This is a genomic window from Streptomyces sp. NPDC001380 (genome assembly GCF_042895785.1).
In the GTDB taxonomy this organism is placed as follows: domain Bacteria; phylum Actinomycetota; class Actinomycetes; order Streptomycetales; family Streptomycetaceae; genus Peterkaempfera.
On the sequence record NZ_JBIAWP010000007.1, the window covers coordinates 16,225 to 35,560 of the forward strand.

15 protein-coding genes are annotated in these 19,336 nt (G+C 76.0%); 6 read left to right on the plus strand and 9 right to left on the minus strand.

Annotation, left to right across the window (positions count from 1 at the left end):
• Positions 1–104: 104 nt before the first annotated feature.
• Complete coding sequence (locus ACFY07_RS10690; protein WP_390868323.1) at positions 105–788, plus strand: response regulator; 684 nt, start codon at positions 105–107, stop codon at positions 786–788.
• On the opposite strand, the gene ACFY07_RS10695 is transcribed toward ACFY07_RS10690, so the two are convergent.
• From ACFY07_RS10695 to kdpF, 5 genes are all read right to left on the minus strand, one after another.
• Entirely contained in the window at positions 751–3,447 is a 2,697-nt protein-coding gene (locus ACFY07_RS10695; protein WP_390868324.1) for an ATP-binding protein, read from the minus strand. The two genes, ACFY07_RS10690 and ACFY07_RS10695, sit on opposite strands and share 38 nt — an antisense overlap.
• Positions 3,448–3,599: 152 nt before the next feature.
• Positions 3,600–4,229: a potassium-transporting ATPase subunit KdpC gene (kdpC, locus tag ACFY07_RS10700; RefSeq protein ID WP_390868325.1), complete on the minus strand. Its 630-nt coding sequence runs from the start codon at positions 4,227–4,229 to the stop codon at positions 3,600–3,602.
• 66 nt (positions 4,230–4,295) lie between these two features.
• Positions 4,296–6,455 (minus strand): potassium-transporting ATPase subunit KdpB, encoded by a 2,160-nt coding sequence (kdpB, locus tag ACFY07_RS10705; protein WP_390868326.1) that lies wholly within the window; start codon positions 6,453–6,455, stop codon positions 4,296–4,298.
• Positions 6,456–6,458: 3 nt separating this feature from the next.
• Positions 6,459–8,117, minus strand: a complete 1,659-nt coding sequence (kdpA, locus tag ACFY07_RS10710; RefSeq protein WP_390868327.1) for a potassium-transporting ATPase subunit KdpA — start codon at positions 8,115–8,117, stop codon at positions 6,459–6,461.
• Positions 8,117–8,206: a K(+)-transporting ATPase subunit F gene (gene kdpF, locus ACFY07_RS10715; RefSeq protein WP_230649698.1), complete on the minus strand. Its 90-nt coding sequence runs from the start codon at positions 8,204–8,206 to the stop codon at positions 8,117–8,119. The genes kdpA and kdpF overlap by 1 nt, the downstream gene beginning before the upstream one ends.
• A 641-nt stretch (positions 8,207–8,847) precedes the next feature.
• On the opposite strand from kdpF, the gene ACFY07_RS10720 reads away from it, so the two are divergent.
• Positions 8,848–9,399 carry a universal stress protein gene (locus tag ACFY07_RS10720; RefSeq protein WP_390868328.1) on the plus strand — a complete coding sequence of 184 codons (552 nt, stop codon included), beginning with the start codon at positions 8,848–8,850 and terminating at the stop codon, positions 9,397–9,399.
• Positions 9,400–9,589: 190 nt separating this feature from the next.
• Positions 9,590–10,060: a hypothetical protein gene (locus ACFY07_RS10725; protein ID WP_390868329.1), complete on the plus strand. Its 471-nt coding sequence runs from the start codon at positions 9,590–9,592 to the stop codon at positions 10,058–10,060.
• Positions 10,061–10,102: 42 nt separating this feature from the next.
• Here the strand turns inward: ACFY07_RS10725 and ACFY07_RS10730 are convergent, their stop codons facing one another.
• The 3 genes from ACFY07_RS10730 to ACFY07_RS10740 form a co-directional block, all read right to left on the minus strand.
• A complete protein-coding gene (locus ACFY07_RS10730; RefSeq protein ID WP_390868330.1) occupies positions 10,103–12,070 on the minus strand; it encodes an amino acid transporter in 1,968 nt (655 codons plus the stop codon).
• Between the two features lie 334 nt (positions 12,071–12,404).
• On the minus strand, positions 12,405–13,781 hold the full coding sequence (locus tag ACFY07_RS10735; protein WP_390868331.1) for a cryptochrome/photolyase family protein: 1,377 nt from the start codon (positions 13,779–13,781) through the stop codon (positions 12,405–12,407).
• 273 nt (positions 13,782–14,054) lie between these two features.
• Positions 14,055–14,345, minus strand: coding sequence for a hypothetical protein (locus ACFY07_RS10740; protein WP_390868332.1), 291 nt, complete (start codon positions 14,343–14,345; stop codon positions 14,055–14,057).
• Positions 14,346–14,625: 280 nt separating this feature from the next.
• On the opposite strand from ACFY07_RS10740, the gene ACFY07_RS10745 reads away from it, so the two are divergent.
• From ACFY07_RS10745 to ACFY07_RS10755, 3 genes are read left to right on the plus strand one after another with little or no spacing between them, the layout of a single operon-like run.
• Complete coding sequence (locus ACFY07_RS10745) at positions 14,626–15,885, plus strand: PP2C family protein-serine/threonine phosphatase (RefSeq protein WP_390868333.1); 1,260 nt, start codon at positions 14,626–14,628, stop codon at positions 15,883–15,885.
• On the plus strand, positions 15,882–17,645 hold the full coding sequence (locus tag ACFY07_RS10750; RefSeq protein WP_390868334.1) for a CHASE3 domain-containing protein: 1,764 nt from the start codon (positions 15,882–15,884) through the stop codon (positions 17,643–17,645). Before ACFY07_RS10745 ends, ACFY07_RS10750 begins: the two co-directional genes overlap by 4 nt.
• Positions 17,642–18,082, plus strand: a complete 441-nt coding sequence (locus ACFY07_RS10755; RefSeq protein WP_230649683.1) for a response regulator — start codon at positions 17,642–17,644, stop codon at positions 18,080–18,082. Before ACFY07_RS10750 ends, ACFY07_RS10755 begins: the two co-directional genes overlap by 4 nt.
• Before the next feature lie 39 nt (positions 18,083–18,121).
• Here the strand turns inward: ACFY07_RS10755 and ACFY07_RS10760 are convergent, their stop codons facing one another.
• Complete coding sequence (locus ACFY07_RS10760; RefSeq protein WP_390868335.1) at positions 18,122–19,306, minus strand: exo-alpha-sialidase; 1,185 nt, start codon at positions 19,304–19,306, stop codon at positions 18,122–18,124.
• Between the last annotated feature and the right edge of the window lie 30 nt (positions 19,307–19,336).

Genomic DNA, 19,336 nt, shown 5'->3' on the forward strand with positions numbered 1-19,336 from the left:
GCGCCGCCCCCCGGCGGCGTCCGGACCCGTACCGGCATTCCGGCCCGTACCGGCATTCCGGCCCGTACCGGCATCCAGACCCGTACCGAAAGGCAGCGCACCCCATGACCCGGGTCCTCGTGGTGGACGACGAACCCCAGCTCGTCCGCGCCCTGGTGATCAACCTCAAGGCCCGCGGCTACGAGGTGGACGCCGCCCCCGACGGGACGGGCGCCCTGAAGCTCGCCGCGGCCCGCCACCCCGACGTGGTCCTCCTCGATCTCGGCCTGCCCGACATGGACGGCGCCGACGTCATCCGCGGCCTGCGCGGCTGGACCCGGGTCCCCGTCATCGTCCTCTCCGCCCGCCACGCCTCCGACGAGAAGGTCCAGGCCCTGGACGCCGGCGCCGACGACTACGTCACCAAGCCCTTCGGCATGGACGAGCTCCTCGCCCGCCTGCGCGCCGCCGTCCGCCGCGCCGAGCCCGCCGCCGGGACCGGCGAGGGCGCCGTCGTGGCCACCGACGCGTTCACCGTCGACCTCGCCGCCAAGAAGGTCCGGCGCGCCGACGCCGACGTGCGCCTCACCCCCACCGAGTGGCACCTGCTGGAGGTGCTGGTCCGCAACCGCGGCCGGCTGGTCACCCAGACCCAGCTCCTCCAGGAGGTCTGGGGGCCCGCCTACCGCACGGAGACCAACTACCTGCGGGTGTACATGGCCCAGCTGCGCCGCAAGCTGGAGGCCGACCCGTCCCGCCCCCGGCACTTCATCACCGAGCCCGGGATGGGCTACCGCTTCGAGGCGTAGCCGTCGGTCCGGCCCCGGGCGCCGCGCCGCCGGCGGGCGCGGCGCCCGACGGGGACGGCGCCGCGGGGAGGGTGAGGACGAGGGTCGCGCCGCCGCCGGGGGTGTCCTCCACGCCGAGGGAGCCGCCCATGGCCTCGGCGAGGCCGCGGGAGAGGGCGAGGCCCAGGCCGGTGCCGGTGGTGTTGTCCGTGTCGCCCAGGCGCTGGAAGGGCTGGAAGACCCGGTCGCGGTCCTCCGCCGGGATGCCGGGGCCCCGGTCGACGACCCGCAGTTCCACGCGGTCGCCGAGGGCGCCCGCAGTGACGGTGACCGGCCGGCCGGGGGTGTTGTGGCGGGCGGCGTTGGCGGTGAGGTTCGCGAGGATGCGCTCCAGGAGCGGCGGGTCGGCGAGGACGGGCGGGGCCGCGCCGAGCCCGTCGCCCGCGACCGCCGGCTGCGGGGCGGGCAGGCTGTCCACCGCCCGGGAGAGGGCCTCGCCCAGGTCCGTCGCCTCCAGGTGCAGGGTGAGGGCCCCGGCCTGGAGGCGGCTCATGTCGAGGAGGTTGTCGACCAGCCTCGCCAGCTTGGCGAGGGAGTCCTCGGCGGTGGCGAGCAGCTCGGCCTCGTCCTCCGGCGGGAAGTGCACGTCGGGGCTGCGCAGCGAGCCGACGGAGGCGAGGGCGGCGGCCAGCGGGGTCCGCAGGTCATGGCTGACGGCGGCCAGCAGGGCGGTGCGCATGCGGTCGGCGGCCCGGATGGGCTCGACCTCGGCGGCGGCGCGGGCGAGGCGCTCGCGGTCCAGGGCGGCCGCGGCGTGGGCGGCGAAGGCGGCGAGGACACGCTGGTCCGAGGCGGGCAGCCGGCGGCCGGTGAGGACGAGGACGGCGTCGTCGCCGACCGGGACCTCGGTGACCGCCGCGTCCGCCGCGGAGCCGTCCCCGGCCGGTGCCGGTGCCGGTGCCGGTGCCGGAGCCTGCGCTGCCGCCGGCGTCCGGGCCGGGTGCGCGGCCGGGACGGGGGCGTCGCTGCGGGCGACGGCCCCGCCGGTGCCGTCGGGGCCGCGGCGCAACAGCGCGGCGCTCGCCATGCCGAAGGCGACCCGGGAGCGCTCCAGGAGGGCGGGCACGGTGTCGGCGCCCCGCAGGACGCTCCCGGCCAGGTCGGAGAGGGTCTCGGCCTCGGCGGTGGCGCGGGCGGCGCGCGCGGTCTGGCGGGCCGCGCGGTCCACGACCGCCGCCACGGCGAGCGCCACGCAGGTGAAGACGCCGAGCGCCAGGACGTTGTTGGGCTCGGCGATGGTGAAGCGGCCCACCGGGGGGATGAAGGAGTAGTTCAGGAGCAGCGAGGCGGTGAGCGAGGCGAGCAGCGCGGAGGCGACGCCGCCGAGCAGGGCGACCCCGACCACGGCGAGCTGGAAGAGCAGGGCGACGCTGGTGAGGTTGACCTCCTCGCGCAGGTGGGTGAGGACCAGGGTCAGCAGCCAGGGCAGCACCAGCCCGGAGGCGAAGCCCGCCGCCGAGCGGGGCCGGGAGTGGCGGCGGCCCAGCGGGGGCAGCCGGCCGTGGCCCGCCTCCTCGTGGGTGACCATGTGGACGTCGATGTCGGCGGAGAGGTCGACGGTGGTCTCGCCGATGCCGCGGCCGGTGAGGAAGCGGGTGAGGCGGCCCCGGCGGCTGGTGCCGAGCACCAGCTGCGTGGCGTCCTGGGCGCGGGCGAAGTCCAGCAGCGCGGTCGGCACGTCGTCGCCGACGACCACGTGGTAGGTGCCGCCCAGGGACTCCACGAGCTGCCGCTGCCCGGCGAGGGCGGCGGGGGAGGCCCCGGCCAGGCCGTCGCTGCGGGCGACGTGGACGGCCATGACCTCGCCGCCCGCCGTGCGGTCGGCGATGCGGGCGGCCCGGCGGACCAGCGTGGCGCCCTCGGGGCCGCCGGTGAGGGCGACCACGACCCGCTCGCGGGTCTCCCACACCTTCCCTATGCCGTGGGCGGCGCGGTAGTCGCGCAGGCCCTCGTCGACCCGGCCGGCCACCCACAGCAGGGCGAGCTCGCGCAGCGCGGTGAGGTTGCCGACCCGGAAGTAGTTCGAGAGCGCGGCGTCCACCTTCTCGGCGGCGTAGACGTTGCCGTGGGCCATCCGGCGGCGCAGCGCCTCCGGGGCCATGTCGACCAGCTCGATCTGGTCGGCGCGGCGGACGACCTCGTCGGGGACGGTCTCGCGCTGCGGCACCCCGGTGATCTTCTCGACGACGTCGTTGAGGGATTCCAGGTGCTGGACGTTGACGGTGGTGAGCACGTCGATGCCGGCGGCGAGGAGCTCCTCGACGTCCTGCCAGCGCTTGGCGTGGCGGCCGCCGGGGACGTTGGCGTGGGCGAGCTCGTCGACCAGGGCGACGCGGGGGCGCCGGGCGAGGACCGCGTCGGTGTCCAGTTCGGTGAACTCCGCGCCGCGGTGGGTGCGGACGGCCCGGGGCACGACCTCCAGGCCCTCCAGCATGCGCTCGGTGCGGGCCCGGCCGTGGCACTCCACGTAGGCGACGACGACGTCGGTGCCGCGGTCGGCGCGGCGGCGGGCCTCGTCCAGCATGCGGTAGGTCTTGCCGACCCCGGGGGCGGCCCCCAGGTACACCCGCAGGCGGCCGGGCCGGCGGCTGCCGGGGGACGGGTCCTGGTCGTGCGTCACCGTCGCGCTCCTCCTCCGTGGGCGGGGGCGGTCCGTGGGGCGGGACCGGTCCGTGGGGCGGGGTCGTCCCACGGGGTGCGGCCGGCCCGCCGGCGGGGGCGTCCCCCGCGCGGCCGGGCCGGCCGGTGGTCACGGCATGTGCCGGCCGTGCGTCACCTCAGGGCGTCGAGCGCCCGGTTGAGCTCCAGGACGTTGACGCGCTCCTGGCCGAGGAAGCCGGCGACCGGCCCCTGGACGTGCCGCTCGACCAGGGCGGCGACGGCGGCCCGGTCCAGCCCCCGCACCCGCGCGACCCGGGCGACCTGCTCCCGGGCGTAGGCGGGGGAGATGTGCGGGTCGAGGCCGGAGCCGGAGGCGGTCACCGCGTCGGCGGGGACCTGCGAGGGCGCGACGCCGTCGAAGGCGGCGACGGCGGCCCGGCGCTCCCTGACGGCCCTGACCAGGTCCTCGTCGTTCGGGCCGAGGTTGGAGGCGCCGGTGGCGGTCGGGTCGTAGCCGCCCGCGGAGGGGCGGGGCTGGAACCAGCGGGGGTCCGGCCGCGCCGGCTCGTCGGCGTCGCCCGGGTCCTTCTTCGGCAGGTCGAAGCTCTGGCCGATCAGGCTGGAGCCGACGACCTTCCCGTGCGACTCCACCAGGGAGCCGTTCGCCTGCCGGGGGAAGGCGGCCTGGCCGACGCCGGTGAGCAGCAGCGGGTAGGCGAGGCCGAGGAGGACGGTCATGACGAGCAGCATGCGCAGCGCCGTCAGGTGCGTGCGGAGTGCTGCGGGGAGGGGGGTTGCCATGGTGGCTTCTTCCGTTCCCTCCGGGGCCCGGACCTCTCCGGGCCCCGGATCTCTTCGGGCCTCGGGTCAGCGGAGCCCGGGGACGAACTGGACGACGAGGTCGATGAGCTTGATGCCGGCGAACGGCAGGACGAGCCCGCCGAGTCCGTAGACCCACAGGTTGCGGCGGAGCAGGGAGGCCGCCGAGGACGGCCGGTAGCGCACGCCGCGCAGCGCCAGCGGGATCAGCACCACGATGATCAGGGCGTTGAAGACGATCGCCGAGGTGATCGCCGACTGCGGGCTGTGCAGCTGCATGACGTTGAGCCGGTCCAGGCCCGGATGGACCGCGGCGAACATCGCGGGGATGATCGCGAAGTACTTCGCGACGTCGTTGGCGATGGAGAAGGTGGTCAGCGCGCCGCGGGTGATCAGCAGCTGCTTGCCGATCTCGACGATCTCGATCAGCTTGGTGGGGTTGGAGTCCAGGTCCACCATGTTGCCGGCCTCCTTGGCCGCCATGGTGCCGGTGTTCATGGCCACGCCCACGTCGGCCTGGGCCAGCGCCGGGGCGTCGTTGGTGCCGTCGCCGGTCATGGCGACCAGCTTGCCCCCGGCCTGCTCCTGCTTGATCAGGGCCATCTTGTCCTCGGGGGTGGCCTCGGCGAGGAAGTCGTCGACGCCCGCCTCCTCGGCGATGGCCCGTGCCGTCAGCGGGTTGTCACCCGTGATCATCACGGTGCGGATGCCCATCCGGCGCAGCTCCTCGAAGCGCTCCCGGATGCCGTGCTTGACCACGTCCTTGAGGTGGATGACGCCCAGCACGCGCGGCGCGGCGTCCCCCTCGCGGGAGGCGACGACCAGCGGGGTGCCGCCGGAGGCGGAGATCCGCTCCACCAGCTCCCCGACGTCCGCACCGACCGTGCCGCCGTTGCCGGACACCCATGCGGAGACCGCCCCGGCGGCGCCCTTGCGGACGCTGCGCACCGTCCCGTCCTCGTCCAGGTCGACGCCGGACATGCGGGTCTGCGCGGTGAAGGGCACCCACACGGCGTGGCCGAGCTCGCCCTGCTGACGGGCCCGCAGCCCGTACGTCTCCTTGGCGAGCACGACGACGGAGCGGCCCTCGGGGGTCTCGTCGGCGAGCGAGGAGAGCTGGGCGGCGTCCGCCAGCTCGCCGGTGGCGGTGCCCGCGGCCGGGAGGAACTCGGCCGCCTGCCGGTTGCCGAGGGTGATGGTGCCGGTCTTGTCCAGCAGCAGGGTGTTGACGTCGCCCGCGGCCTCCACGGCGCGGCCCGACATGGCGAGCACGTTGCGCTGCACCAGGCGGTCCATGCCGGCGATGCCGATCGCGGAGAGCAGCGCGCCGATGGTGGTCGGGATGAGCGCCACGGTCAGCGCGGTCAGGACGACCAGCGTCTGCGGGGCGCCCGCGTAGGCCGCCATGGGCTGCAGGGTGACGACCGCCAGCAGGAAGACGACGGTGAGGGACGCCAGCAGGATGTTGAGGGCGATCTCGTTGGGGGTCTTCTGCCGGGCCGCGCCCTCGACGAGGGCGATCATCCGGTCGACGAAGGTCTTGCCCGGCTCGGAGGTGATCCGCACGACGATCCGGTCGGAGAGCACCTTCGTACCGCCGGTGACGGCCGAGCGGTCGCCGCCGGACTCGCGGATGACCGGTGCGGACTCGCCGGTGATGGCGGACTCGTCGACGCTGGCCACGCCCTCGACGACGTCGCCGTCGCCGGGGATGGTCTGACCGGCCTCGACGACCACCGTGTCGCCGAGCCGCAGCGCGGTGGCGGACACCTCCTCCTCGGCGGCGGCGGTGCGGCCCGGGGCCCAGTCGACGAGGCGGCGGGCGGTGGTGTCGGTCCGGGTGCGGCGCAGGGTGTCGGCCTGGGCCTTGCCGCGGCCCTCGGCCACGGCCTCGGCCAGGTTGGCGAAGACCACGGTGAGCCAGAGCCAGGCGGTGATCGACCAGGAGAAGACGCTCGGGTCGGCGACCGCCGAGCCGGTGGTGAGCACCGACCCGACCTCGACGACGAACATCACCGGGTTCTTCACCATGACCCGGGGGTCGAGCTTGCGCAGGGCGCCGGGGAGGGCGGCGAGGAGCTGTCCGGGCTCCAGCAGGCCGCCGGAGACCCGGTGCGGGCCGGCGTCCGGGCCGGGGGACCCGCCCGGCTGCCGCACCGGTGCGGGGGTGGCGGCGGGGCCCGTCTCGGTGGGGGTGGGGGACGGCATGGCTCACAGACCTTCCGCGATCGGCCCCAGCGCGAGCGCCGGGAAGTAGGTGAGGCCCACGACGATCAGGACGACGCCGGTCAGCAGGCCCACGAACAGGGGCTTGTGGGTGGGCAGGGTGCCCTCGGTGGCCGGGACGGGCTGCTGGCGCGCCAGGGAGCCGGCGAGCGCCAGGACGAACACCATCGGCAGGAAGCGGCCGACGAGCATGGCCAGGCCGAGCGCGGTGTTCCACCAGGGGGTGCTGACCGTGAGGCCCGCGAAGGCGGAGCCGTTGTTGTTGGCCGCCGAGGTGAAGGCGTACAGCACCTCGGAGAAGCCGTGCGGCCCGCTGTTGAGCATGTCCGCCCGCTCGCCCGGCAGCGCCATCGCCAGGCCGGTGCCGACCAGCACGACCGCGGGGGTGGTGAGGATGTACAGCGAGGCGAACTTCATCTCCCGGGCGCCGAGCTTCTTGCCCAGGTACTCGGGGGTGCGTCCCACCATCAGGCCGGCCACGAAGACCGCCACGACCGCGAGGACCAGCATGCCGTACAGGCCGGAGCCCACGCCGCCGGGCGCGATCTCGCCCAGCATCATGTTGAGGATCGTCACGCCGCCGCCGAAGGGCGTGTACGAGTCGTGGAAGGAGTTCACCGCGCCGGTGGAGGTGAGCGTCGTGGACGCCGCGAACAGCGCCGAGGCCGCGATGCCGAACCGCTGCTCCTTGCCCTCCGCGGCCGCGCCCGCCGCCTGGGCGGCCGCGCCGTGGTGCTGCGCCTCGAAGAAGGTGACCAGCGCCACGGAGGCGACCCAGAGGACCGCCATCACGGAGAGGATCGCGTAGCCCTGGCGGTGGTCCCCGACCATCCGGCCGAAGGTGCGCGGCAGCGCCACCGGGATCAGCAGGAGGAGGAAGACCTCCAGCAGGTTGGTGAAGCCGTCGGGGTTCTCGAAGGGGTGGGAGGAGTTGGCGTTGTAGAAGCCGCCGCCGTTGGTGCCCAGCTCCTTGATGACCTCCTGCGAGGCCACCGGCCCGCCGGTGATCGACTGGCTGCCGCCGACGAGGGTGTGCACGTCGGTGAGGCCGTGGAGGTTCTGGACCGCGCCCGCGGCCACGAGGACCAGGCCGAGGACGACCGCCGGCGGCAGCAGCAGGCGCAGCACGACCCGGGTGAGGTCCACCCAGAAGTTGCCGACCCGGTCGGTGCGGCTGCGGGTGAAGCCCCGGATCAGGGCGGCCACGACGGAGATGCCCACCGCGGCGGAGACGAAGTTCTGCACCGCCAGGCCGGCCATCTGCACCAGGTGGCCCATGGTCGACTCGCCCGAGTACGACTGCCAGTTGGTGTTGGTCACGAAGGAGGCGGCCGTGTTGAACGCCGTGTCCGCTGTGACGGCGGGGAGGCCGAGGCTGAGCAGCAGGTGGTCCTGCACCCGCTGGAAGACGTAGAGGAAGACGACCGAGACCGCCGAGAAGGCGAGGACGCTGCGCAGGTACACCGGCCAGCGCTGGTCGGCGTCGCCGTCCACGCCGGTCAGCCGGTACAGGGCGCGCTCGGCCCGCAGGTGCCGGGGCGAGGTGAACAGGTGCGCGATCCAGTCGCCCAGCGGGCGGTAGCAGGCGGCCAGCGCGCCCACCAGGACGCTCGCCTGGAGCCAGCCGGCCAGGGTGGGGCTCATCAGAACTTCTCCGGGTGGATCAGGGCCAGCACCAGGTAGCCGACCAGCACGACGGCGACGACCAGACCGACGACGTTCTCGACACTCATCGCTTCACTCCGGCACGGTCGGCGGACGGTTGGCACATGCAGGGGGACGGGGCGCTCACAGGCGCTCCACCCCCCGCGCGATCAGGGCGAGGACGGCGAAGACGACGACCGTGACGCCGATGAGGACGACGTCGAGCATGGGATCACCCGGGGTTTTCGGGGGGTGGGGGACCGGGCGCGGCCCGGTGCCGGTGCACGACCGGCCACGGAGCAGGAAACAGCCTGCTCAGGGGAGCGGCGGCCCGCCTTGACGCCGCCCATACGGCCCCTTCGCGGGCCTTGACGCCTTCCTGACGCCGCACGCCCGGCGGCCCGGTCCCGGGGCCGCTCCTCCCGGGGGCCGCTCCTCCCGGGGGCCGCTCCTCCCGGGTCCGGCGGCGCGGCGCGGCGCGGTGCGGCGTGGTGCGGCATGGCGCGGTGCGGCGTGGTGCCGGATCAGGGTCCCGTCAGGAGGCGGCCGCCCCTCGTCAGGACGGCGTCAAGGGCGGCCGGGGCCTGGCTGCGGACCCGGTTGCATGGCAGGGGGCGGCCCGCCGGGCCGTCCCGCCGTACGGCCCCGCCACGGGGCACGGCCCGCCCGCACCCCGGCCGCACGCGCGGGGGCTGCGGGCGGAGGACGACGAGGACAGGAGCGGTGCGCGGTGGACGAGGGCGGCGGTCGACGCGTCGTGGTCGGGGTCAGCGGTTCCCTGGGCAGCCTGGCGGCGCTGCACCGGGCGGTGGGCGAGGCCCGGCGCACCGGCGCCGAGGTCCTGGCGGTCCTGGCCTGGGAGCCCCCCGGCGGGGAGTTCGGCTACCGCCGCTTCCCGTGCCCGCCGCTGCTCGGCGAGTGCCGCCGGCTGGCCCGTGAGCGGCTGCGCGCCGCGCTGGACGCCGCGCTCGGCGGCGCCGACCCCGGGGTGCGGGTGCTCTCCTGGGCCGTGCGCGGCCGCGCCGGCGAGGTCCTGGTGCGCACTGCGGACCGCGACACCGACCTGCTGGTCGTCGGCACCGGTCCGCGCGGTGTGCCGGCGCGGGCCCTGCGCCCCTCCCCGGCCCGGTACTGCCTGACGCACGCCTCCTGCCCGGTGCTGGCCGTGCCCCCGTCCCCGCTCCGGCGCGACCTGGAGGCGCTGCACCGCCGCAGCGTCCGCCGACTGCGCCTTCCCCCGGACGGACCGGTGGCGGGGGCCGGCCGGCCGTCGCGCGGGTGAGGCGCCCCGGCCCCGGGCCGGGCGTCAAGGACGCGTCAGGATCCGGGCCCCCGCCGCTCGGGGCGCGTCAACGGGCCCTGCCGCCCGCGCCCGCGGGTGGTGGTCTGGAGGTGCGCGCCGCGTGCGCTCCGGACGGGTCCGGACCGGACGCGGCGCCCGGCAGAAGGTCCGACGAGCGAGGGAGGCGGCCGTGTCCGTCCTCAGGGGTCCCCTGTACCAGGCCCGGCCGGGCGGGCGGCGCCTGCGGCCGGCCGCGGGCCGGCTGACCGTGCCCGTCTCCGGCGCCGCGGCCGCCGTCGGCGCGGCCGCGCTGTGCCTCGTCCTCGCCGCCGCCGGCCAGGACCGGGCCTCCTGGCTGTCCCTGGCCCTCCTCGCCGGCGTGGCCGCCGCCGTGGGGGCCTTCTCCCGGCCCTGGGCGGCCCCGGTGGTCGCCGTCGCCTGCTGGCTGCTCCACGACGGCTTCGTCGCCCACCGGTACGGCGGCCTGGGCTGGGCCGGCCCGGGGGTCGAGCTGCCCCGCCTGGCCGTGCCGGCGGCGGCCGCGCTGCTGGCCTCCCTGCCGGGCTCGCTGCCCCGCCGCCGCGTCCGGGCCGCCGTCGTGCACCTGCCGTCCTCCCCCGGGGGGACCGCCGCCCGGGGGAGGGTCCGGGTGCGCGGCTGAGCGGGGCGGCCCACCGCAGCCCGGGCGGGGGATCCGCGGGGATCAGCCCACGTGGACGCGGGGGCGGCGGGCCCGGTCGGGCTCGGCCTCGCGGAGCACCTCGCGGGTGACCGGGGCGACCTCGCCCTGCCCGAAGAGGAGGAACCGCAGGAACTGGCCGACGGGGCCGCCCTCGGTCCACTCGAAGTAGACGTGCGGGATCACCCCGGTGACGTCCCGCACGTGCAGCAGGAGCGCGGCGATGGCGTTGGGGATCGCGGCGCCCTCCAGGGTGAGCACCCGGTACTTCCCGTGCAGCACCTCGCCGTGCACCCGCACCTCGGTCTCGAAGTCGGAGGGGTCGCGGACGGTGACCTCGACGAGGACCAGGTCGTCCTCGGCCGGGATGTCGTTGTCGGCACGCACCTGCCGCAGCTTGTCCCGGTACTCGGCCGCGTCGCGCACCCCGGCCTCGTTGGCGACGAACCGGATGCGGCGGTGGGCGGCGTCGCGCACGAACCGCTCCGCCATCGCGTCCAGCTGCAGGCCGGTGACCCGCAGCTCGAAGGCGCGGGAGAGCCGGGAGAGCAGCGACACCAGGATGATGCCCGCGATGAAGCAGGCGCCGATCTTGACGCCGTCGGGCCGCTCCACCACGTTGGCGCCGGTCGTGTACAGGAAGACCAGCGAGATCGCGCCGAAGGCGGCCGTCCAGCCGCGCTGGCGGGCGCGCCGCGCCGCGATGGTCACCGCGATCGCGGCGGAGGTGATGAGCACCAGCACGCCGGTGGCGTACGCGCCGCCCTGGGCGTCCACGTCGGCCTTGAAGAGCCAGGTGACCAGGAAGGCGATGAGGGTGAAGACCATCACCATCGGGCGCACCGCCCGCGCCCAGTGCGGGGCCATGCCGTAGCGGGGGAGGTAGCGGGGCATGAGGTTGAGCAGGCCCGCCATGGCGGAGGCGCCGGCGAACCACAGGATGGCGATGGTCGAGACGTCGTAGACCGTGCCGAACCCGGAGCCCAGGTACTCGTGGGCCAGGTAGGCGAGGGCGCGCCCGTTCGCCGCCCCGCCCGGCTGGAACTCCTTCTGCGGGATGAGCAGGGTGGTGATGATGCTGCTGGTGATCAGGAAGCAGCTCATGATGACCGCGGCCGTGGTCAGCAGCTTGCGCGCGCCCTGGATCCGGCCGGTCGGGCGCTCCTCGGTGTCATCGGGCGCCCCCTCGATGTGGGGCATGACGGCCACGCCGGTCTCGAAGCCGGACAGGCCCAGCGCCAGCTTGGGGAAGACCAGCAGGGCGACCCCGACCATGGCGACCGGGTTGCCGTGCTGGGCGGTGAGCGCGTGCGACCAGTCGGTGACCAGGTGCGGCGACCCGCCGACGTGCCACAGGCCGACCGCGACGACCACCACGTTCAGCGCCAGGTAGACGCCGACCAGGACGACGGCGACGCCGATCGCCTCGGTGAAGCCCTTGAGGAAGACGGCGCCGAGCAGCGCCACCAGCACCAGGGTGATGACGACCTCGTGGCCCTGGAAGGTGCTGGTCAGGTGCGGGTTCTCCACCAGGTGGGCGGTGGCGTCGGCGGCCGAGAGGGTGATGGTGATGAGGAAGTCGGTCGCCGCGAAGCCCAGGAGGGCCAGGACGAACAGCTTGCCCTGCCAGAAGGAGAGCAGCCGCTCCAGCATCGCGATCGAGCCCTCGCCGTGCGGGCTCTCGTGCGCCACCCGCCGGTACACCGGCAGTGCGCCGCAGAGCGTCACCACGACCAGGACCACCGTGGCCAGCGGGGAGAGCAGGCCGGCCGCCAGGGCGGCGATGCCGGGCTGGTAGCCCAGGGTGGAGAAGTAGTCCAGGCCGGTGAGGCACATGACCCGCCACCAGCGCTGCCCGGCGTGCCCGGCCTGCGGCGCGGCGTGCGGGCCGGACTGCTGCCCGGCCCGGTCGGACAGCCCCTCCAGCAGCCAGGCGCGGAAGCGGCCCCCGGCTGTCCGGCCCTGCTGCGAGGGGACGGTGGTGGACACCATGGACTCCTGTCGTACCGGCTGACGATATGACCGCCCGGGTGGACGGCCAGGCGAGCGTACGAGAAACCGTCACCGCAGACGGGGAGCGCGCGGGTGCCGTCCCGGCGCCGGGCGCGGGCCAACGGGCCGGTGGGGCGGGCATCCCCGGCGCGTGCGGCGGTGTGCACCGCGGCCCCGCATCTTGACGCGACCTTAACGCCCCGGGCGCGGCGGTGCCGGGTGCGGCGGCCCGGGGCGGGCCGCCGCCGCCGGGCCGCCGGGGCGGGCCGGGGGTTCCGCACCCGGCCCGCCCCGCCGTACGGCCCGGGCCGCGGCCCGTCCCGGAGCGGCCCTCCTACGGCTCCAGGCCCCGCCCGCGCCGGAAGCGCTCCCCGACCGCCCCCGGGTCCACGACCGGCGCCGGATAGCCCAGTTGCTCCCGCCGGGAGCGCGGCAGCCGCCACGGCTCGTGCACCGCAGCCCCCTCCACGCCCGCCAGCTCCGGCACCCAGCGGCGGACGTAGTCCCCCCGCGGGTCGAAGCGCTTGGCCTGCACCAGCGGGTTGAGGACCCGGTTGGGCCGGGTGTCGGTACCGGTGCCGGCCACCCACTGCCAGTTGAGCTGGTTGTTGGCCATGTCCCCGTCGACCAGCAGGTGCAGGAAGTGCGCGGCGCCGAGCCGCCAGTCCGCGTACAGGGTCTTGGTGAGGAAGCTCGCGGTCAGCAGCCGGGCCCGGTTGTGCATCCAGCCCTCGTGGGCGAGCTGCCGCATGCCCGCGTCGACCACCGGGAAGCCGGTGCGGCCCTCCCGCCAGGCCGCCACCTCCCGCGCGTCCGCCTCCCACGCGTCGCCGCGCGGCCGGTAGTCGGCGGACGCGGCTCCGGGGCGGGCCGCCAGCACCTGGTGGTGGAAGTCGCGCCAGGCCAGCTGCCGCACGAACGACTCCGCGCCGACGCTCCCCTCCGCACCCGCGCCCCGTACCGCCTCGGTCGCCGACAGGCAGCCGAAGTGCAGGTAGGGGCTGAGCCGCGAGGTGGCGTCGCCCGCCAGCTCGTCGCGCCGGTCCTCGTAGGCCGCCACCGGGCCCGACACCCACGCGTCCCAGCGGCGGCGGGCCTCGGTCTCCCCGCCGCGCGGCAGGCCCGGGGAGGGCTCCCCGCCGCCGGCCTTCGCCAGGGCGGCGCGGACGTCGGCCAGGGACTCGCCGCGGACCCCCTCCGGGACCGCCGCCCGGTGCGGCGGGTCCAGGACCTCGCGCCGGGCCGCGGCCTCCCAGCGCCGCAGGTAGGGGGTGAAGACCGCGAAGTGGTCCTTGCCCGCGGGCACCGCGGCGCCGGGGGCGACGACGGTCACCACCGCGTCGTGGACCCGCAGCCGGCCGCCGAGCGCCTCCCGCAGGCGGTCCTCGCGCCGCTGGGCGTGGCGGCTGACCCCGGATGCGACGTGCACGGTGTCCGCCCCGGTCTCCGCGGCCAGCTCCGCCGCCACCCGGGCCGGGTCGCCGCGCCGGACCACCAGCCGGCCGCCGAGGTCCCGCAGGGAGGCGTCGAGGTCCTCCAGGGAGTCGGCGAGGAAGGCCGCGCGGTTGGGGGCGGTGAAGCCGGAGGCGAGGACGGCGTCGTCCAGGACGAACAGCGGCACCACCCGGTCCGCGTCGTCGAGCGCGGCACGCAGCACCGGCTGGTCGTGGACGCGCAGGTCGGAGGTGAAGAGGGCGATCGAAACGGGCATACCGCAACGGTGGCGCGGCGGCCGGGGCCGCGTCGCGGTGACACGCCGCGCGGACGGCGCGGGACCCGGGGCGCCGCCCCGGGTCCCGCCGTCCTGTCCTGTCTCGTCCTGTCCTGTCTCGTCCCGACCTGTCCGGTCCCGACCTGTCCGGTCCCGTCCTGTCCGGGCCCGACCTGTCCGGGCCAGGACCGGCTCGTCCTGCTCCGGCCCGTCCTGTCCGGGCCCGATCCGTTCCGGCCCGCCCGGCCCGTTGCCGTCGCGGCCGCCGCGGTCCTACCCGGAGGTGCGCTGCGGGCGCTCGGGCCGGGCCGGCAGCCCCTGCGAGCGGCGCAGGCCCTCGTCGACGTCGGCCTCCGGGTCCCAGAGCATCTCCACGACCCGGTCCTCCCAGGCGTCGAGGTCGCCGGCGACCAGGTCCGCCTTCTGCTCCGGGGTGCCGGCGGAGTGGTCCGTGATCAGGGGGTGGTCGAGCAGGACACCGATGGCGTAGTCGCGGGGGGCGGAGCCGTTCTGGACGGCCCTGCCCCAGAAGGCGAGGGCTTCGACGTAGGGCACGAAGGTCATCGCTGTCTCCGATCGCGAGGGGTGGGCTGCCGCCCCCCGGTGGGGCTCCCCGAAGGGGTTGTGACGAGCATCCCCCCGGGGCTGTAAGGATGGCGTAGGGAAATGCAACAAAGCAGGTCAAAAGGGGTGAGGCTCCTGTTCCGGAGCGCCACCGGCCCGCTCCCCGCCGCTGTTGCGGCCGGTGAAACCGCCTGTACGTGCCCTCGGGCAAGTACCCTTCCCCTGGTTGTGTGCTGCCCGGTGTCGCCGTGCGCGCAGGCGGGTGGTCGAAGGGACGAGGATGGCTGAGGCCCTGGAAGGGGTGCCGGCGCCGCGCAGGAACGCGGACGCGGTGCTGAGCGGGACGCTGGAGGCGTCCCGCTCCGCGTGGCCGGGGGACCCGGTCGCGCTGCTGCTGGTGGAGGACGACCCGGGCGACGCCCTCCTCGTCGAGGAGCTGCTCGCCGACAGCGGCATCTCCGCCGCCCTCTCCTGGGCCCGCTCCCTCGCGGACGCCCGCCGCGTCCTGGCCGAGCAGGGCGTCCCCGGCTGCATCCTGCTGGACCTGCACCTGCCCGACGCCCACGGCCTGGACGCGGTCACCCAGCTCCTCGCGGCCGCCCCCGGTGCCGCCGTGGTCGTCCTCACCGGGCTCGCCGAGGAGGCCTCCGGCCTCGCGGCGGTCGCCGCCGGCGCCCAGGACTACCTGGTCAAGGGACAGCTGGAGCCGCAGCTCTTCGGCCGCGCCGTCCGCTACGCCGCCCAGCGCAAGCAGGTCGAGCAGGCCGCCGCCGCCCTCCAGGTGGAGCGGGTGCGCGCGCAGGAGAACTCCCGCCTGGAGCGCGGCCTGCTGCCGGTGCCGCTGCTGCGCGGCGACGGCTTCGAGGTCGTGTCCCGCTACCGCCCCGGCCGCGCCCAGGCGCTGCTCGGCGGCGACTTCTACGACGTGGTGGAGACCGCCGACGGCACGGTGCACGCCGTCGTCGGCGACGTCTCCGGCCACGGACCGGCGGAGGCCGCCCTCGGCGTCTGCCTCCGGGTGGCGTGGCGCTCCTTCGTCCTGGCCGGCAGCTCCGGGTCGACCCTCATGGAGCTGCTGGAGCAGATCCTGGTGGCCGAGCGCGACGGCGAGCAGCTCTTCGCGACCCTGACCAGCCTCTCCTTCACCCCCGACCGCCGCCGGGTGCGGGTGGTGCGCGCCGGCCACCCGGGCATGCTGCAGCGCGTCGGCGGCGCCGTGGAGTGGGTGGAGCCGCCCGGCGGACCCGCCCTCGGCCTCCTGCCCGGCCTGGCACACTGGCCGCAGGAGGAGCTTCCCCTGCCGCCCGGCGCCGGGCTGGCGCTCTTCACGGACGGCCTCTTCGAGGGGCACACCGGCCGCGGCCGCGAGCGGCTGGGCGAGCGGGGCCTGCTGGCGCTGGCCCGCAAGGCCGCCGGCCTGGCGTCCGACCTGTTCGTCGACACCCTCATCAGCGACGCCGAGGCCGCGGCCGCCGGACACGGCGGCCTGGCCGACGACGTCGCCCTCGTCCACCTCGGATGGAAGCAGACCGACTCATGAGCCCCGCCCCGTCCGCCTCCCGCCGCACCCTGACCGGCCGGCTGACCGTGCAGGGCTGGTTCAACCTCGTCCTGGCCCTGATGGGCGTGCTGGTCGTGGTCGCCGCCGTGGTCGGCTCCCAGCTCCTGTCCCGCACCGCCGACGTCTCCGACCACCTCCAGGGCGAGGTGCTGCCCTCCCGCACCCAGGCCTACCGCCTGCAGGCGGCCCTGGCCGACCAGGAGACCGGCGTGCGGGGCTACGTCATCAGCCGCGACCCGCGCTTCCTGGAGCCGTACACCCGCGGCCTGGCCGAGGCCGCCGAGGCCGGACGCCTGCTGCGCACGATGACCGCCGGCAGCCCCGCGGCCGCCGCCGACCTGGACCGGGTCGAGCAGGCGGCCGTCTCCTGGCGCCGCGACTTCGCCGAGCCGCTGATCGACAGGACCCGCGCGGGCGAGCGGCCCGGCGACGACAGCGCCCTGCTGGACCGGAGCAAGCGGTCCTTCGACCAGGTGCGTACGGCCTTCACCGACCAGGACCGCCACCTGGTCCGGGAGCGGGACCGCGCCCGCGCCGAGCTCAAGCGCATCCGCACCATGCGCGACGGGGTCCTCGGCGCCATGGTCGGCGGCTTCCTGGTCACCTGCGCGGCCCTCGCGGTGCTGCTCCAGATGATCGTCGGACGCCCGCTGCGGGCCCTGGGCGCCGACTCCCGCAAGGTGGCCGCCGGGCAGTTCGGCCACCGGATCACCGAGGACGGCCCCGCCGACCTGCGGCTCCTCGCCGCCGACGTGGAGGCCATGCGCGACCGCATCGTGGAGGAGCTGGAGTCCTCCCAGGCCAAGCGGGAGACCCTCGCCCGGCAGGCCGCCGACCTCGACGCGCAGGCCGTCGAGCTGCGCCGCTCCAACGCCGAACTGGAGCAGTTCGCCTACGTCGCCTCGCACGACCTCCAGGAGCCGCTGCGGAAGGTCGCCTCCTTCTGCCAGCTGCTGGAGAAGCGCTACGGCGACAAGCTGGACGAGCGCGGCACCCAGTACATCGGCTTCGCGGTGGACGGCGCCAAGCGCATGCAGGTCCTCATCAACGACCTGCTCACCTTCTCCCGCGTGGGGCGGCTCAACGACGCCCGGCTCCCCGTCGAGCTGGACCGCACCCTCGACAAGGCGCTCGCCAACCTCGCCGCCGCCGTCGAGGAGAGCGGCGCCGTGGTCGAGCGGCCCGACGCCCTCCCGGAGATCACCGGCGACCCCATGCTGCTCGCCATGCTCTGGCAGAACCTGGTCGGCAACGCCGTGAAGTTCCGCGACCCGTCGCGGCCGCCCGTGGTCCGGATCGAGGCCCGTCCGGACGAGGAGGAGGGCTGGCACTTCTCGGTCACCGACAACGGCATCGGCATCCCCGGGCAGTTCGCGGAGAAGGTCTTCGTGATCTTCCAGCGGCTGCACGGGCGCGACGCCTACACCGGCACCGGCATCGGCCTGGCCCTCTGCAAGAAGATCGTCGAGCACCACGGCGGCCGGATCTGGCTGGACACCGACCGCGCCGAGGGTGCGAGCATCCACTTCACGCTGCCGGCCGTGCAGGCGGGCACCGCCGAGGACGGGGACGCCGCGGACCCCGGCTCCGACGCCGCCGCGTCCGTCCCCCGCCCCGCGGCCGCCGCCGAGGCCGCCCCCGCCGCCGAGGCCACCTCCCGCCCCGCGACCGCCTCCAGCACCGAGACCGAGGCTCACGCCGAGGCCGAGGCCGCCTCCACCGAAGGAGCCCCCGCATGAGCACCCCCGCAGCCCCGATCGAGGTCCTGCTGGTCGAGGACGACCCGGGCGACGAGCTGATGACCCGGGAGGCGTTCGAGGACAACAAGATCGGCAACACCCTGCACGTGGTGCGGGACGGCGAGGAGGCCCTCGACTTCCTCTACCGCCGGGGCGCCCACACCGACGCCCCCCGGCCGGACCTGATCCTGCTCGACCTCAACCTGCCCAAGTACGACGGCCGGCAGGTGCTGGAGCGCATCAAGTCCGACCCGGACCTCGCGCTCATCCCGGTCGTGGTGCTCACCACCTCCGCCGCCGAGGAGGACATCCTGCGCAGCTACAAGCTGCACGCCAACGCCTACGTCACCAAGCCGGTCGACCTGGACCAGTTCATCGCCGCCGTCCGGCAGATCGACGAGTTCTTCGTCCAGGTGGTCCGCCTGCCGCGCCGCTGAGCCGCCCGCCGCCGGCCCGGCCGGGGAGGACCCGGCCGCTCACCACCCCGCTCCGCAGCCCACCGGGACCAGCCGGAAGGCGATCCGCTCGTACGGGCCGCCGCCGCCCGTCTCGTACAGCACCCCCACGACCCCCGGCGCCACCTCGGCCAGGTCCGAGTACGCCGCCGGGCCGTCCGTGAGCCGGGCCTCCGTGGTCCAGCCGATGCCGCCGTCGGTGCTGCGCCGCACGGCCATGCCGCGCCGCCGGGCCGGGTCGTCCGGCGCCGCGAGGAGCAGGGGCAGGCAGGGCGCGCCGCGCACCTGGAGCAGCGACCCCTGCACCACCGGCGCCGCGAGCCCCGGCAGCGGCCGGAAGGGCGCCGTGAACGACTCCCCGCCGTCCTCGCTGCGGGCGAAGGCCCGGGTCGCCGGGGTCCGCCCGTACTGGTCGCGGGTGTTGAGGTAGAGGCTGCCGTCGGGGAGTTCGGCGACGGCCGTCTCGTCCGGGTTCAGCTCCCCGTCGTCGTGGTCGTCGACCGCGCCGATCCGCCAGTGGCGCCCGCCGTCGTCGCTGAGCAGCAGGTGTGCGCCGTGCAGGCTGCCGCCGTCGGTGTGGTCGGCCGCGACCGCCATGCGGCCGGAGCGCAGCTCCACGCCGTGGCCGGGGCCCGTCGCGTACCAGCGCCAGCCGGGCCGCTTCACGTCGGCGGTGATCTCCACCGGCTCCGTCCAGGAGGCGCCGCCGTCGGGGCTCGACTGCAGCCACACCCGCCGGTCGCGCGCGCCCGCGCGGCCGCCGTGCTGGCGGGTCGTCAGCAGCACGACGCGCCCCGTCCCCCGGTCCACCACGGGCGCCGGGTTGCCGACGGTGTCCGGGCCGTCGTCCGCGACCACCCGCAGCGGCCCCCAGCTGCAGCCGCCGTCGAGGGAGCGCCGCGCCACCACGTCGATGTCCCCGTCGTCGGCCGGGCCGTCGCGGCGGCCCTCGGCGAACGCCACCAGCACCCCCCGCGTCCACGCCAGGGCCGGGATGCGGAACACCGCGTAGCCGTCCTCGCCGGAGGCGAACGGAACGGAGCCGGTGCAGCCCGCGGCCGCCGCGGCCGGTGCCGCCCGCACCGCCGGGGCGGCGGGGGCCGGCCGGACGCCGCGGTCCGCGGTGGCCCCGGATCCCGCCGGGGCGCCGCAGAGCACGGCGGAGAGGGCGGCGGCCGGCAGGACCGCCGCGGTCGGGATGCGCACCCCCGAAGGATGCGCCGCACCGCCCCCGCC